At 43.4% G+C, this 13,685-nt stretch carries 18 protein-coding genes and 1 tRNA gene; 12 read left to right on the top strand and 7 right to left on the bottom strand.

All coding sequences use genetic code 11. From position 1 onward, the window contains the following. The first annotated feature begins 121 nt into the window (after positions 1 to 121). The 12 genes from JUI58_RS24465 to JUI58_RS24520 all read left to right on the top strand — a co-directional run bounded on the left by JUI58_RS24465 (position 122) and on the right by JUI58_RS24520 (position 7,842). Positions 122 to 526 carry a chaperonin family protein RbcX gene (locus JUI58_RS24465; RefSeq protein ID WP_204106471.1) on the top strand — a complete coding sequence of 135 codons (405 nt, stop codon included), beginning with the start codon at positions 122 to 124 and terminating at the stop codon, positions 524 to 526. A 63-nt stretch (positions 527 to 589) separates the two neighbouring features. After that, a complete protein-coding gene (locus JUI58_RS24470; protein WP_204106472.1) occupies positions 590 to 925 on the top strand; it encodes a ribulose bisphosphate carboxylase small subunit in 336 nt (111 codons plus the stop codon). Between the two features lie 88 nt (positions 926 to 1,013). Then, positions 1,014 to 1,087: transfer RNA gene (locus tag JUI58_RS24475), tRNA-Val, on the top strand. Between the two features lie 346 nt (positions 1,088 to 1,433). After that, the gene (locus JUI58_RS24480; protein ID WP_204106473.1) at positions 1,434 to 1,790 is read left to right on the top strand and encodes an ATP synthase subunit I; all 357 of its coding nucleotides are present in this window, start codon (positions 1,434 to 1,436) and stop codon (positions 1,788 to 1,790) included. Between the two features lie 90 nt (positions 1,791 to 1,880). Next, the gene (atpB, locus tag JUI58_RS24485; protein WP_204106474.1) at positions 1,881 to 2,636 is read left to right on the top strand and encodes a F0F1 ATP synthase subunit A; all 756 of its coding nucleotides are present in this window, start codon (positions 1,881 to 1,883) and stop codon (positions 2,634 to 2,636) included. 92 nt (positions 2,637 to 2,728) lie between these two features. After that, the gene (gene atpE / locus JUI58_RS24490) at positions 2,729 to 2,974 is read left to right on the top strand and encodes an ATP synthase F0 subunit C (protein ID WP_204106475.1); all 246 of its coding nucleotides are present in this window, start codon (positions 2,729 to 2,731) and stop codon (positions 2,972 to 2,974) included. Positions 2,975 to 3,068: 94 nt separating this feature from the next. Next, the gene (locus tag JUI58_RS24495; RefSeq protein WP_239121698.1) at positions 3,069 to 3,539 is read left to right on the top strand and encodes a F0F1 ATP synthase subunit B'; all 471 of its coding nucleotides are present in this window, start codon (positions 3,069 to 3,071) and stop codon (positions 3,537 to 3,539) included. 30 nt (positions 3,540 to 3,569) lie between these two features. Next, positions 3,570 to 4,091: a F0F1 ATP synthase subunit B gene (locus JUI58_RS24500; RefSeq protein ID WP_204106476.1), complete on the top strand. Its 522-nt coding sequence runs from the start codon at positions 3,570 to 3,572 to the stop codon at positions 4,089 to 4,091. A 3-nt stretch (positions 4,092 to 4,094) separates the two neighbouring features. Continuing rightward, positions 4,095 to 4,646: an ATP synthase F1 subunit delta gene (gene atpH, locus JUI58_RS24505; protein ID WP_204106477.1), complete on the top strand. Its 552-nt coding sequence runs from the start codon at positions 4,095 to 4,097 to the stop codon at positions 4,644 to 4,646. Positions 4,647 to 4,678: 32 nt separating this feature from the next. Further along, positions 4,679 to 6,196, top strand: coding sequence for a F0F1 ATP synthase subunit alpha (gene atpA, locus JUI58_RS24510; protein WP_204106478.1), 1,518 nt, complete (start codon positions 4,679 to 4,681; stop codon positions 6,194 to 6,196). Positions 6,197 to 6,278: 82 nt separating this feature from the next. Then, on the top strand, positions 6,279 to 7,223 hold the full coding sequence (locus tag JUI58_RS24515; protein WP_204106479.1) for a F0F1 ATP synthase subunit gamma: 945 nt from the start codon (positions 6,279 to 6,281) through the stop codon (positions 7,221 to 7,223). 160 nt (positions 7,224 to 7,383) lie between these two features. Next, positions 7,384 to 7,842 (top strand): phosphate-starvation-inducible PsiE family protein, encoded by a 459-nt coding sequence (locus JUI58_RS24520; RefSeq protein ID WP_204106480.1) that lies wholly within the window; start codon positions 7,384 to 7,386, stop codon positions 7,840 to 7,842. Here the strand turns inward: JUI58_RS24520 and JUI58_RS24525 are convergent. The 7 genes from JUI58_RS24525 to JUI58_RS24555 form a co-directional block, all read right to left on the bottom strand. Next, positions 7,798 to 8,028 carry a hypothetical protein gene (locus tag JUI58_RS24525; RefSeq protein ID WP_204106481.1) on the bottom strand — a complete coding sequence of 77 codons (231 nt, stop codon included), beginning with the start codon at positions 8,026 to 8,028 and terminating at the stop codon, positions 7,798 to 7,800. The genes JUI58_RS24520 and JUI58_RS24525 overlap by 45 nt on opposite strands. A gap of 98 nt (positions 8,029 to 8,126) precedes the next feature. Continuing rightward, on the bottom strand, positions 8,127 to 8,876 hold the full coding sequence (locus JUI58_RS24530; RefSeq protein WP_204106482.1) for a HEPN domain-containing protein: 750 nt from the start codon (positions 8,874 to 8,876) through the stop codon (positions 8,127 to 8,129). Between the two features lie 12 nt (positions 8,877 to 8,888). Continuing rightward, a complete protein-coding gene (locus JUI58_RS24535) occupies positions 8,889 to 9,938 on the bottom strand; it encodes an AAA family ATPase (protein ID WP_204106483.1) in 1,050 nt (349 codons plus the stop codon). 229 nt (positions 9,939 to 10,167) lie between these two features. After that, positions 10,168 to 10,830, bottom strand: a complete 663-nt coding sequence (gene msrA, locus JUI58_RS24540; protein ID WP_204106484.1) for a peptide-methionine (S)-S-oxide reductase MsrA — start codon at positions 10,828 to 10,830, stop codon at positions 10,168 to 10,170. A gap of 53 nt (positions 10,831 to 10,883) precedes the next feature. Further along, positions 10,884 to 11,222, bottom strand: coding sequence for a DUF760 domain-containing protein (locus JUI58_RS24545; RefSeq protein WP_204106485.1), 339 nt, complete (start codon positions 11,220 to 11,222; stop codon positions 10,884 to 10,886). 142 nt (positions 11,223 to 11,364) lie between these two features. Then, positions 11,365 to 12,405: a cobalamin biosynthesis protein CobW gene (gene cobW / locus JUI58_RS24550; RefSeq protein ID WP_204106486.1), complete on the bottom strand. Its 1,041-nt coding sequence runs from the start codon at positions 12,403 to 12,405 to the stop codon at positions 11,365 to 11,367. Between the two features lie 375 nt (positions 12,406 to 12,780). Then, positions 12,781 to 13,449: a HupE/UreJ family protein gene (locus JUI58_RS24555; RefSeq protein WP_204106487.1), complete on the bottom strand. Its 669-nt coding sequence runs from the start codon at positions 13,447 to 13,449 to the stop codon at positions 12,781 to 12,783. Positions 13,450 to 13,685 lie beyond the last annotated feature (236 nt).

Below are 13,685 nucleotides of genomic sequence, written 5' to 3' on the forward strand. Positions count from 1 at the left end.
ACTCTCTTTGCGAGTTACTCAACCGGACTCGATGGGGAGGTAAACCGAAAAAAGCGAGCAAATTTACAGTTCTCTGCTTTCCTTTTGTTTACGATCCCTCGAGTTGGGACAGGTAGGTGTCATGAATCCAAAAGAAATCGCTCGGGATGCGGCTCGCACCTTGCAGAGTTATTTAACTTATCAAGCCGTGCGAACGATCGTTGCTCAGTTAAAGGAAACCAATCCCGCCCAAGCCATCTGGCTCAACCAATACTCCATCGGAAAAATGCAGGATGGGGAAGCATATCTGGAAGGGTTAATGCTGGAGCGAAAGGATCTGGTTTTGAGAATTTTAACCGTGCGAGAAGATATTGCCGAGTCGGTGTTGGAATTTTTACCAGAGATGGTGACGACCAATATTCAAAAGGCTAATGGCGATCGCCGTCGCGAGCTTCTCGAGCGTTTGACCCAAGTTCAGCCCACAAGTGCGATCGCTTCAGAGGATTTACCTGAAAAGCCAAAAGACTCTGAAAAGCGAGACGAATGAAAATTTCGCCTGAAAGATTTGCATTTAATCATTCACCCCTATTAATTTCACAAAAGAGCAAACATGAAAACATTACCTAAAGAGAAGCGTTACGAAACTCTGTCTTTTCTTCCTCCTTTAACGGATCAGCAAATTGCCAAGCAGATCGACTATATGATCTCTCAAGGCAGTATTCCCGCCATTGAATTTGAAGAAAATCCCTTACCTGGAGATCACCACTGGACCTTGTGGAAATTGCCTTTGTTTGATGCTCGTAACGCTCAAGATGTTCTCAATGAAGTGCGCGAATGCCGTCAGGAGTATTCTAACTGCTACATCCGTATTGCCGGATTCGACAACATTCGCCAGTGTCAAACCTTTAGCTTTATTGTTTACAAGCCGAATGCAAACCGCTTCTAAGATTTTGGTTTAGCATCAAGGGATAGAGAAATTTTTTTCTCTTCCCTTGATAAAATTGGGATTGACCATGTTATATTGATAAACCCAAGGACGCATAGCTCAGTTGGTTAGAGTACGTCGTTGACATCGACGGGGTCACTGGTTCGAGCCCAGTTGCGTCCATTCATTTAGGTTAAAACTTATAGCTTTAGGTTTTATGCGTAAAAATGTTCTAGTTAGCGATGCTAACTAGAACATTTGTTTTTAATTATTTCAGACCAAGGCTTTCAGGGATTCTGTACTACTTTTTGAAGGCTTTGGGGCGAAATCGGGTCACAAATTTTCCATCAATTGTCAGTAGTTCACGAATTGTTCCACTCCCATGATAAGATTTCCCTTGGCTCGAAACAAGCGATCGATCTGGACTGACCCCTAACTCAAAAACGTGAACCCGTCCGAACCACCTCTCAACCCCCCACTGGAAAGAGAAAATCCCCCAGAATCCTCCCCTAATCCTAGGGGAAACTCAATGGCAGAGTATTACCAACTCAAACAAGACTTATTGATTTGGACTCTCGCCATGAGCGGCGTTATTTTCTTTTTAGTTTGGTTGAACTACTCCTTCCATATCGCCCTGAGCTATTTGCTCGGTGCTGGGGTGGGAGTTGTTTATCTGAGAATGCTGGCGAAAAACGTCGAACGGTTGGGAGAAGGAAAAACTCGTGTTAGTTCTAATCGTTTAGCTCTGTTTGCAGGATTAATTATTGTTGCTACTCAGTGGCAGCAACTGCATATCGTGCCTATATTTTTGGGATTTCTCACCTATAAGGCAGCGATTATCGCTTACACCTTCCAAACCACTTTCTCAGAATTTATGAAAAGGTAGTGACCGGAGAAGTAGCGCGATCGCATGAGCCAAGTAGAAAAAAACAGAAATCTCGTTGTCTCTTTAAGAATATTGGGGAAATAAAGCCCAATGGAATTTTTTGCTGGCTCGAAGGTTTATACCTTTCTACCTCTAGCATCCCTCGAAGTTGGCGAACACTTTTACTGGAATATCGGTGGATTGACAGTACACGGGCAAGTCTTCATGACTTCTTGGTTTGTCATTGCTCTGCTCGTTATCGCGTCCTTGGCCGCCACTCGGAATATCCAACGAGTTCCCAGTGGTATCCAAAACTTCATGGAATTTGCCTTAGAATTCGTGCGCGAACTTGCGAAAAACCAGATTGGCGAAAAAGAATACCGACCCTGGGTTCCTTTTATTGGCACTCTCTTCCTATTCATTTTTGTCTCTAACTGGTCTGGAGCCCTCCTGCCTTGGAAACTGATTCAGATTCCCTCTGGAGAACTAGCGGCTCCAACCAACGATATCAACACAACCGTCGCCTTGGCCTTGTTGACTTCCCTGGCCTACTTCTTCGCGGGATTTAGAAAACGCGGTTTGGGATATTTTGCCAAATATCTCGAACCCACGCCCATTCTCTTGCCTATCAATATTTTGGAAGATTTTACCAAACCCCTTTCCCTGAGCTTCCGTCTTTTCGGAAACATTGTGGCAGATGAATTGGTGGTGGCGGTATTAGTCTTGTTGGTGCCTCTGTTTATTCCTTTGCCCGTTATGGCCTTAGGACTATTTACGAGCGCTATCCAAGCTCTCGTTTTTGCTACCCTGGCTGCTGCTTATATTCACGAAGCATTGGAAGGGCATGGCGGCGAAGAGCATGAGTAAGCGGGTCTTCTCGCTGCACTCCTAAATATTGCTACTAAAGCGCAAATATTCACCTGTTGTCGTCATTAAAAATCAATCAAAGGAAAAAAATCATGGATAGTTTAGTTGCTGCTGCCTCCGTTATTGCTGCTGCCCTCGCTGTTGGTTTGGCTGCGATCGGACCTGGAATCGGTCAAGGAACCTGCGCGGGTCAAGCTGTGGAAGGAATTGCCCGTCAACCAGAAGCAGAAGGCAAAATTCGCGGAACCTTGCTGTTAAGTTTGGCATTCATGGAATCTCTCACCATTTACGGTTTGGTTGTTTCCTTGGTTCTGCTTTTCGCCAACCCCTTCTCGTAATCTCATCCCGATCGCGGGACAAAAAAGGTAGAGAGAGACGCAAAATTCTCATCTCTACCCCCCAGCCAAAGGTCAAGTTTCAGATTCTTCAACAATGATACATTGGACAAATTTATTCATAGCAGAAGCGGGAATGTTTGACTTTGACGCAACATTGCCTTTGATGGCAATTCAGTTTCTGGCCTTAGTCTTTCTTCTCAATAAAATATTCTACAAACCCTTGGGCAAAGTCCTAGACGAGCGTACCGAATACGTTCGCCAAAATGGCCAAGATGCCAAAGGACGTTTGGAGAAAGCTACTGCGATCGCCGCCCAATACGAGCAAGAACTCGTAGAAGTGCGTCGGGAATCCCAAAGCATTATCGCCAAGGCTCGGGAGGAGGCACAACAAGTTGTCACCGCCGTAGTTCAAGAGGCACAGCAAGAAATTCAACAGCAACGAGAAGCCACATCTCAAGAAATTGAAACGCAAAAAAACCAAGCCTTTCATACCCTTGAAGGAGACGTGGATGCTTTGAGTTGGCAAATTCTCGAAAAACTGTTGGGTTCAGAATTGGCAAGATAATGTCAAATTGTTAAAAGGAAAATAAAAATCGTGGGGACTGTATTTTATCTAGCCACTGAAGCCGAACATGGGTTCGGATTGAACTTCAATTTTTTAGAAGCAAACATAATTAACCTCGCCCTGCTTCTAGGAATTTTGGTTTATTATGGCGGTCAGGCCGTAGGGAAAATTTTAACCGAACGACGCGCCAAAATCGAAGCTGAAATTCAAGAAGCAGAAGGACGCGCCTCTAAGGCCGCGGCTGAGTTAGCTGGGGCGCAGCAAAAATTGGCCCAAGCGAAAGAAGAAGCCAAACAAATTTTAGCCACTGCCGAAAAAACCGCACAACGGGTGAAAGAGGAAATTTTGGCTCAGGGCAATGTTGAAGTCGAACGTATGAGAGCAAATGCCTCCGCCGATGTTAGTTCTGAACAAGACAAGGCGATCGCTCAATTGCGCCAGCGTACCGTCGCTCTCGCTATTGAGCGGGCAGAAGGACAACTGAAAGATCGCTTAGACGACTCCAAACAAGAGCGCCTAATCGATCGCTGTATCGGGCAATTAGGGGGATAAACAATGAAAGGATCTTTAGTTAGTAGCTCAATTGCCGAACCTTACGCCCAAGCCTTAATGTCTCTGGCGCGATCGCGAGATTTAGCCGAGCGCTTTGGCGAAGATTTCCGCGGCCTAGAACGGTTAATGGAAGAATCCCCCGAACTGCGGGATTTTATCACGAATCCCATCATCAAAGATGAGGATAAAAAAGCCGTTATCCGTAGCATCATGGGAGAGGAAACAGACTCTCAACTGGTCAATTTTTTAATGTTGTTGGTGGATAAACGACGCATTGTTTTTCTCGAACAAGTGGTGTCTCAATACCTCGCACTTCTAAGAGAAATGAATCAAGTAGTTCTTGCTGAAGTGATCAGCGTTCGCGAACTAAACCAAGGACAGCGCCGCTCCGTAGAAGACAAAGTACGCGAGATCTCCAACGCCCGAGGGGTAGAACTGAAAACTACAATCAACCCCGATATTATTGGCGGCGTAATTATCAAAGTCGGCTCTCAAATCCTCGATGCCAGTCTACAGTCTCAACTCCGCCGCATTGGCATGAGTTTAAACGCTTAAAAATACCCATTACCCATTACCCACAACAAACTATGGTTAGTATCAAACCGGACGAAATTAGCAATATCATTCGCCAGCAAATTGAATCCTACGACCAAGATATTAAGGTTTCTAATGTTGGAACTGTTCTTCAAGTTGGAGACGGTATTGCTCGTATTTATGGCTTAGAAAAAGCGATGGCGGGGGAACTCCTCGAATTTGAAGATGGCACCGTCGGTATCGCCCTCAACTTAGAAGAAGATAACGTTGGGGCAGTATTAATGGGTAGCGGTCTGAGCATCCAAGAGGGAAGCACCGTTAAAGCCACAGGTAAAATCGCACAAGTTCCCGTTGGAGACGCTATTATCGGTCGCGTCGTCGATGCTTTGGCGCGTCCCCTCGATGGAAAAGGCGAGATTCCATCCAGTGAAACCCGCTTGATCGAATCTCAAGCTCCCGGTATTATCGAACGTCGTTCCGTCTATGAACCCATGCAAACCGGGATTACCGCTATTGACGCGATGATCCCCATCGGACGGGGACAGAGGGAGTTAATCATTGGCGATCGCCAAACCGGAAAAACCGCCGTTGCTATCGATACTATCCTCAACCAAGCGGAAGAAAACGTGATTTGCGTTTACGTCGCCATCGGTCAAAAAGCATCTACCGTAGCTCAAGTCGTCGGGGAACTGCAAGATCGCGGAGCCATGAGCTACACCGTTGTGGTTGCAGCCAATGCCAGCGACCCAGCAACCTTACAGTACCTCGCTCCCTACACTGGTGCGACTATTGCCGAGTATTTCATGTATCAAGGCAAAGCCACCTTAGTGATCTACGATGACTTGTCCAAACAGGCACAGGCTTATCGCCAAATGTCCTTGCTCCTGCGTCGTCCTCCAGGTCGCGAGGCATATCCTGGAGATGTTTTCTACGCTCACTCTCGCTTATTAGAGCGGGCGGCAAAACTCAGCGATGAATTGGGTGGTGGAAGCATGACCGCATTGCCCATCATTGAAACCCAAGCTGGGGACGTTTCTGCCTACATTCCCACTAATGTTATTTCCATTACCGACGGTCAGATTTTCCTTTCTTCTGACTTGTTTAACTCTGGTTTCCGTCCGGCAATCAACGCGGGGATTTCCGTCTCTCGCGTGGGTTCTGCGGCTCAACTCAAAGCCATGAAACAAGTGGCCGGGAAATTAAAACTGGAACTAGCACAGTTTGCGGAATTAGAAGCATTTTCCCAGTTTGCCTCTGACTTGGATCCGGCAACTCAGGCACAATTGTCACGAGGGCAGCGCTTGCGGGAAGTTCTCAAACAGCCCCAATATTCTCCCTTAGCGGTTTACGAACAGGTTGCCATTGTTTATGCCGGGTTAAATGGGTATTTGGATGATATTGAGACAGAAAAAATCACCGCCTTTACCAAAGGGTTTCGGGACTATCTGAAAACCAGCAAAGCTGACTTTGGTAAAACGATTGCTGCGGAGAAAAAACTCACTGATGCGACGGAAACTATGCTTAAAGAGGCGATCGCCGAGTATAAGAAAACCTTTGCCGTCTCTGCTTAATTATTAGGGAAAGGGGAACGGATTGAAGGATTTTTCTGCCGCTTCCCCACTCCCTACTCCCCACTCCCTATTACCAAAAACAATGCCTAATCTTAAAGCCATTCGCGATCGCATTCAGTCGGTCAAAAATACCCGTAAAATTACCGAAGCGATGCGCCTTGTTGCTGCGGCTAAGGTGCGTCGCGCCCAAGAACAAGTGACCAGCACTCGCCCTTTTGCTGATTGTTTGGCACAAGTTCTCTACGGTTTACAAAATCGCCTTCAGTTTGAAGATATAGATCTCCCCTTACTCAAACAGCGTCCAGTCAAAACCGTAGGACTATTAATTGTCTCTAGCGATCGCGGTCTTTGTGGCGGCTACAATAACAACATCATCAAGAAAGTAGAGACACGAGTTCAAGAATTAAAACAGGAGGGAGTCGATCAGAAATTAATTTTAGTCGGCAGAAAAGCAACGCAATATTTCGAGCGCAGAGAAGCACCGATTTCTCAAACCTATACGGGACTCAATCAAATTCCTACCGCCCCAGAAGCCTCCAAAATTGCAGACTATTTACTTTCACTTTTTCTCTCTGAAGGGGTCGATCGCATCGAGTTAATTTATACTAAATTTGTTTCTTTAATTAGCTCGCGTCCTGTCGTGCAAACCCTCTTGCCTTTATCTTTTCAAGGCTTAGAAAGTTCCGATGATGAAATTTTCCGCTTGACAACTTCCGGAGGTGGATTTCACGTCGAACGAGAAAAGGTTTCTACTAAAATGGATTCGTTTCCCAGAGATATGATTTTCGAGCAAGATCCAGCGCAAATTTTAGATGCTCTCTTGCCTTTATATCTCAATAACCAGTTACTTCGCGCCCTGCAAGAATCTGCCGCGAGTGAATTAGCGGCTCGCATGACTGCCATGAATAATGCCAGTGAAAATGCTGTAGAATTGGTCAAAAACCTAACTCGGTCTTATAATAAAGCTCGCCAAGCGTCCATTACTCAAGAAATCCTCGAGGTGGTTGCTGGAGCAAATGCACTATAAGCCCAAGGGTAATTGTGATATTTCCTCGCAATTTGTCAAAAAATATTTTCTCTTTTGCCGAGAAAATTTCATTAATCATTAATATAGTTTTACGAATCAACGCCCGGAATGATCGGGCGTTTTTCACGATTTAGGTATAATTTTTGATATCGGGGAAGCAATGAAATTTTCCAAAGTCTTTCGCCAGATTTACGGGATCACCAAAAACGAGCGCTTTCTGCTGTTTCTTAAAGTTATTGAAAGTTTGGTTTCTAAAGTGCTTTCTTTGCTGATGGTCTGTGTGATTTTATGGGCAATTGGCGATCTGTCTATTTTGATTGTGACGGATTTGTTTATCCAATCATCTCATTCTTTGAAAGAGGATATTTTTGATATTTTTGGTCTCTTTTTAAATATTTTAGTCGCCCTAGAAATCTTAGAAAATATAACGGCTTATTTAAAAAAACATAGCGTACAACTCGAATTAGTGATCGTTACTTCGCTGATTGCTGTTGCTCGAAAAATCATTGTTTTTGATTTAGAAACCAAGTCTTCTAGCGATTTAATTGCTATCTCAGTTGCTGTATTAATGCTTTCAATTAGTTACTTTATTATTCGTAGCGGACAAAATAGAACTTGACTTAAGGGGGTGCGTTGCGCTTGGGTGCATCTCAAAAATGATTTGTTCTTGAATTTCTTCTCTTAATGTTGTTTCTATGTCTTCAAATGTTTTCAGTTTGTCAGATGACGTATTTTGGTGTAGAATTTCAGCGATCGCCTTGGCGTGTTCTTCTAGCTTTTCTTTTTCTTCTGGACTCAAGTTCATTTGTTTTATTCTCTTTTCAGTTTATTTTACTCTTCTTTTACCACGATTTAGGTATTTTTGCAAAACTGAGATGCACCCAGGAAATGTAGCACGATCTCTCAAAGGATTTTGTGAATACTCTCAACAACTTGTTCAGTAAAATTGACTACATCGTTAACGAGAATTTCGTCAATGTTCCAACGATTTCCAATCCCCAAAGTAGGATCGATATCGGCTTCGTGGGCAATTTTGTGTCTGCGATCGACAATAGCACTAAGTTGCTGCTTGACATCTTTTGCCGATTTACCCAGTTGCACAGACACTTCCTCCCATAACTTTTTATCTGAAATTAGTCTAATTGCATCAGCAATTTTATCGGGTTGTTGAAAACTTTGATATCCAAGACTTTCTCTAACCTCATCTTCCAGCCAAGAGGTTTGATTGAGTTGATTTTCTAGACTGTCTGAGAGGACGGGCAACAAAGCCGAAACTGTATGGGATTGCTGTAAAAAAGAGACTCCTTGACTCTGTTGGATTTCATTTGGTAACCATGAAGCAATATCTATTACGATGAGTCTTTCCTGTCTTGCACTTCCTAGAGACACTTGAAAACGCGAAAATGCAGATTTAGAACTGTTGCGTGAAGGGTTAGGTTCGGGACGTTGACCTCTGTGAATCTCTATCATTCCCAAGGTAACGACTTCATGGATATAATAATCTAAAGCACTCACAGTCAAAACTAGCGCAGCTCTCAAGATATCTGACGAATCTAAGGCAGAAGTAGACTGAGCTTTAACAGAGTTATGAAGGGAAATGATATCTCGAACGCGCATGATGCTAATTCGGAATTGATCGAGTGCTGATTGCATAAGTTAAGTCTGTTAATTTGTTGCTGTTAATCCGATAATTTTATCTGCAATATCTGAGAATATCTTACGGAAATCGTCTTGCTTTTCTTTAGCTGTTTCTAAAACTTTTCCAGCCCATTTTGCAGAACGAAATTGCTCTGGAGTGAGTTCATAAACAGGTACTTGATGCTCTTGAGATAAAGCAATCAAACTGTTGAAGTTAGGGATTTTGCTGAGGGTATAACTCTGGGGTATTCCATTTTCAATATAAGTTTGAGGTGAAACTAGCATATTATTTTTGTCCAAAATCGGAGCTAATTTAGAATTAATATCTTGCTCAATCTTCTGAATCCAGTTTTCAAAAGCGACAGTTTCTTTCCCTCGAATAATTCTATAATTTTGAATAATAGCTCCAAGAAATTTCAAATTAATTTCAGGAAATGGATAGGTAGCATCTTTGAGAACTGGTAACGAACTCGCTTTTTTAGCCCACTCATACCACTTTGGTAGCATTTTAGTCAAAGATTCGATTGCCATGACGGAAAAGAAATCAGCATTTGTAGGAATGATAAAGAAGTTACTTGTCATTAATAAATTCTGGTTGATCGAACTTAGGCTAGGACTCATATCAATCAAAATATAATCGGCATTAAACTTACGAGCAGTTTTTTCTAATAAATCTGAAATAGAACCCGGTAGATTTTTGAGTGTTTGAATTGAGCTACTTAACTCTTGGGCAAGTCCTAAAGTTACCTCATATTCTGCAAAACCAACATGACCGGGCAGTAAAAACAATTTATCTTGACCTCCAATAGGAATACAATCAACTGCTTCAATTGCCCTAGGCTGGGATTCAAAGGCAGGTACTAGTCCTGTTTTAATATTTGAGTGCTTGTTGTAAATTTCCTCTAGGTTATTTTCATCTTGTTCTCCCAGAGCCATACCAGTGAGATTACATTGCGGGTCGGTATCTACAAGAATTACTGTTTTCCCTTTGGAAGCAAGCATCCAACCTAAGTTAAATGTTGTAGTTGTCTTACTGACCCCACCTTTGTGATTAAAAAGAGCGATTTTCTGAACCATCGAATTTTATTCCTTTTATAATATATATTAACTACCAATAAAACTATTCTATCTTAAAAATCTAACAAGGATTGCATGATGCCGATCTTTCATAACAAAAGATACAAAGATACTAAGAAAGAACGATCACAGACTATTTTTCTATGAATAAAACTATCTTTATTGAGTAGAAATTTGATTTAAGGGTGCGTTATGCTTTCGCTAACAGCACCCTACAGTAAAAAATGAGCTAAGAAGGAAGAGAAACCGTGCCAATAGGACAAGTAACAGATGTTCCCCCTAAACCGCAATAACCACCAGGATTTTTAGCCAAATATTGTTGGTGATAATCCTCGGCGTAGTAAAATTCTGGTGCGTCGATAATTTCTGTTGTAATTTCTCCATATCCTGCTTTCTTTAAAGCCTCTTGATACATTACACGAGAGGCTTCTGCTAACTTTTTCTGTTCCTTGGAATAAGCGTAAATCCCCGAACGATATTGGGTGCCAGCATCATTTCCTTGACGCATTCCTTGAGTGGGATTATGACTTTCCCAGAATACTTTGAGAATCTGTTCGTAACTGATAACTTTGGGATCGAAAACGACATAAACGACTTCGTTGTGTCCCGTCCTTCCCGAACAAACTTCGCGATAAGTGGGATTGGGAGTATAACCCGCAGCATAACCCACGGCTGTAACAAACACGCCTTCTTGCTGCCAAAATTTACGTTCTGCACCCCAGAAACAGCCTAAACCAAACATGGCTGTTTCTAAACCTGCTGGGAAAGGAGGTTTGAGAGGATTGCCATTAACAAAGTGTTTCTCTGGGACGGGCATAGCCTGCGATCGCCCCGCTAAAGCGTCTTGAAGTGAAGGGATTTCTGCTTTTTTGCCTAATCCGAATAATGCCATGTTAAGAAACTCCAATTTTGTTAATGGTTAAACAAACAATGAACAAACAAAAACTAACTATTCTCTTCTTCTGTTTCGGTTGCAATCCATTGTTTTTCAAAGCCCATACGCTGTTCTGCATTATGAAGAAAATAGCCGCTAACCATTGCTGAAGCCAGTAAGCGTCCTAATTGTTCTCGGTTGGTGGTAATGCTGACATCAAAATGATCGTCTGGCAATCCTCCCAACAGACCCATGATATTGCGTTCCATGATTTGTACTGCTTCTCGGGTAGGCTGAGAGAGACGAGAAGACTGTTCTGAGTCTAATGCTTGGACGTATTGCCAGAGTAAATTTCTGTCTTGGGTAGAATTACGGAAAAATTCTGGGCTTTGCGAGGATAAGTCGTTCATAATTGAATATTGTAAAGTTATCTGTTTTTTTGTTATTTACACTTTAACCTCTTTTTTTGAGAATGTTTATACGTGAAACCGAACCCGAGAGTGTTTGGGGAGTGTTTGGGGAGTGTTTGGGGAGGAATCGATCTTTTTTGTTTTAATTGTTTATGGATAATTGTTTATGGATAATTGCTGAGTCTAACTCGCGACCGATGAAGACTAAGCGGGTTTGACGGGTTTCTTCGGTTGACCAGAGGCGATCGTAGAAGGAATCAAAACGGTTTCCTACTCCCTGCAAGACCATTCGCATGGGTTTATCGGGGACATTGACGAAGCCTTTGATGCGATAGATTTCTTGTTCCTGCACCATTTTTTGCAGGGTTTCTGTGAGGGTTTTTGGGTCGAAAGCGCGATCGCAGATGACTTGGACTGAGTTAATCTCATCGTCGTGATCGTGTTCTTCCTCGTGGTCGTGATGACTGGGGCGATTTTCTAGATCGTCTTCTACGGCTGCATTAAACCCTAACAGGACTTCGGCAGTTATTTCTCCATCCCGACAAGGAACGATTTTGACTCCCGCAGGGACTTCTTTTTGCAGCCAGTTTTGTACTTTTGCTAATTCGGCTTCATCGACTAGATCGGTTTTGGTTAATAACACTAAATCTGCACAGGCCAATTGATCCTCAAATAATTCTTCGATGGGGGTTTCGTGTTCGAGGTTCGGATCGGCTTGTCTTTGGGCTTCTAAGGCATCTAAATCTCCCACTAAGGTCCCTAATGCCAATGCCCGACAATCGACCACGGTAATCACCCCATCCACTGTTGCACCATTGCGGATTTCGTGCCAGCGAAAGGCTTGTACGAGGGGTTTGGGTAATGCAAGGCCGGAGGTTTCCACGAGTATACAATCGATTTTATCCCGACGTTTGAGGAGTTCCTGCATGGTGGGATAAAATTCTTCCTGAACGGTACAGCAGAGACAACCGTTGGTCAGTTCGACAATATTGGCATCGGGGGTTTCGTCTTCGTCGCAAATTTGGCAGGACCGTAATAAATCTGCATCAATGCCTACTTCTCCAAATTCATTGACGAGAACGGCGATTCTGCGCCCTTGATTATTTTGCAGCAAATTGCGAACTAATGTTGTTTTTCCGGCTCCAAGAAAGCCGGTAATTACGGTAACGGGTATTTTGTGCATGGTTTTCTGTAGGGATTATTCCAAAAGGGTAGGATTTACGCAGCTAGATGATTTCTAAAAGGGTAGGATTTACGCAGCTAGATGATTTCTAAAAGGGTAGGATTTACGCAGCTAGATGATTTCTAAAAGGGTAGGACTTACGCAGCTAGATGATTTCTAAAAGGGTAGGACTTACGCAGCTAGATGATTTCTAAAAGGGTAGGACTTACGCAGCTAGGGAGCGAGACGCTCCCACTACGGTATTCTATTGTTATGGTAGTGCGGACATCCTGCCCGCTAATGCGTAAGTTCTAAAGGGTTGAAAAGAGGAATGCCGTACTCGATCTCGGAGAAGGCGATCGCAGTAACGGCATTAATTAATTGGTTTGCTGGGGACTATCCCAATATGACTGAAGAGAGGAAGGCTACACCAATACCGCTAATGGTAAACCCGGCAAAGCGTAAGGGAAGAGAGGGTTGATCGGCAACTTTTTTGAGGGTTAAGCGGGCAATTTTAAAGGCTGCAAGGGCGATCGCCAGTTGAATGAGGGCAAATCCAGCTAAATAGGCAATTACGGGGGTCATTTCGGCTCCCACGATCGCCTCTCCATAAGCATAACCGTGAAAAAGTCCGGCGATCGCAGCACTTCCGGAAAGCCAAGCAAGATTTGGACTGTTTTTCAGGGAGAGTAACACACCAAAAGCCAACACTGAAGCGGAGATAATCAATTCTGGTGCAGGAAGATCGATCGCCAGGAGATGAAGTCCTGTTCCTGCCAAGGTTGCTAAAATAAAGGCAATGGGGAGAAAAATACCTTGTTTTCCTTTTAGGGCTGCTAATAAGCCGATCGCCACCACAAAGGCGAAATGATCGGGACCGATTACCGGGTGTCCCATACCGGATAAAATTCCTTCAAAGAAATTTTGGGGAGTATTGCCACCAAATGGGTGATGGGCGATCGCGGGTTTTGCCGCTAGGAGAAAGAGGGCGATCGCGCTACCAATTAGCGAAATTCGCCCGATAGACGGTGATTTCTTGAATTTTGTCAAAATTGCCTCAAACACGATCTGTACCTCGCAAATGCGTTATTTTTCTTAAGTTGGCGGGTATCCTGACTGAAAAACTACATCTTGATTTAAGGACTCCGTTTCATCAGAAAAATTGGGTAGAAACCCCGTCCTTATAGGACGGCTTTATGGCTTCATATTAGTTTCGCTACCGCCTTGGAGTTGTTCAATTAGGGTGCTTTTGTATTGCACTTTTAACAGGACAATTACTGTATCTAATTAAACAACCCTGT

The organism is Spirulina sp. CCY15215 (genome assembly GCF_016888125.1).
Lineage (GTDB): Bacteria > Cyanobacteriota > Cyanobacteriia > Cyanobacteriales > Spirulinaceae > CCY15215.

What these genes read in the sequence shown, in the direction of transcription:
- JUI58_RS24525 (WP_204106481.1), bottom strand. Translation starts at nt 8,028, where the DNA reads ATGAACTTGAGTCCAGAAGAAAAAGAAAAGCTAGAAGAACACGCCAAG.
- JUI58_RS24470 (WP_204106472.1), top strand. Translation starts at nt 590, where the DNA reads ATGAAAACATTACCTAAAGAGAAGCGTTACGAAACTCTGTCTTTTCTT.
- JUI58_RS24465 (WP_204106471.1), top strand. Translation starts at nt 122, where the DNA reads ATGAATCCAAAAGAAATCGCTCGGGATGCGGCTCGCACCTTGCAGAGT.
- JUI58_RS24495 (WP_239121698.1), top strand. Translation starts at nt 3,069, where the DNA reads ATGATACATTGGACAAATTTATTCATAGCAGAAGCGGGAATGTTTGAC.
- JUI58_RS24545 (WP_204106485.1), bottom strand. Translation starts at nt 11,222, where the DNA reads ATGAACGACTTATCCTCGCAAAGCCCAGAATTTTTCCGTAATTCTACC.
- atpA (WP_204106478.1), top strand. Translation starts at nt 4,679, where the DNA reads ATGGTTAGTATCAAACCGGACGAAATTAGCAATATCATTCGCCAGCAA.
- atpH (WP_204106477.1), top strand. Translation starts at nt 4,095, where the DNA reads ATGAAAGGATCTTTAGTTAGTAGCTCAATTGCCGAACCTTACGCCCAA.
- JUI58_RS24515 (WP_204106479.1), top strand. Translation starts at nt 6,279, where the DNA reads ATGCCTAATCTTAAAGCCATTCGCGATCGCATTCAGTCGGTCAAAAAT.
- atpB (WP_204106474.1), top strand. Translation starts at nt 1,881, where the DNA reads ATGGAATTTTTTGCTGGCTCGAAGGTTTATACCTTTCTACCTCTAGCA.
- atpE (WP_204106475.1), top strand. Translation starts at nt 2,729, where the DNA reads ATGGATAGTTTAGTTGCTGCTGCCTCCGTTATTGCTGCTGCCCTCGCT.
- cobW (WP_204106486.1), bottom strand. Translation starts at nt 12,405, where the DNA reads ATGCACAAAATACCCGTTACCGTAATTACCGGCTTTCTTGGAGCCGGA.
- JUI58_RS24530 (WP_204106482.1), bottom strand. Translation starts at nt 8,876, where the DNA reads ATGCAATCAGCACTCGATCAATTCCGAATTAGCATCATGCGCGTTCGA.
- JUI58_RS24480 (WP_204106473.1), top strand. Translation starts at nt 1,434, where the DNA reads ATGGCAGAGTATTACCAACTCAAACAAGACTTATTGATTTGGACTCTC.
- msrA (WP_204106484.1), bottom strand. Translation starts at nt 10,830, where the DNA reads ATGGCATTATTCGGATTAGGCAAAAAAGCAGAAATCCCTTCACTTCAA.
- JUI58_RS24520 (WP_204106480.1), top strand. Translation starts at nt 7,384, where the DNA reads ATGAAATTTTCCAAAGTCTTTCGCCAGATTTACGGGATCACCAAAAAC.
- JUI58_RS24535 (WP_204106483.1), bottom strand. Translation starts at nt 9,938, where the DNA reads ATGGTTCAGAAAATCGCTCTTTTTAATCACAAAGGTGGGGTCAGTAAG.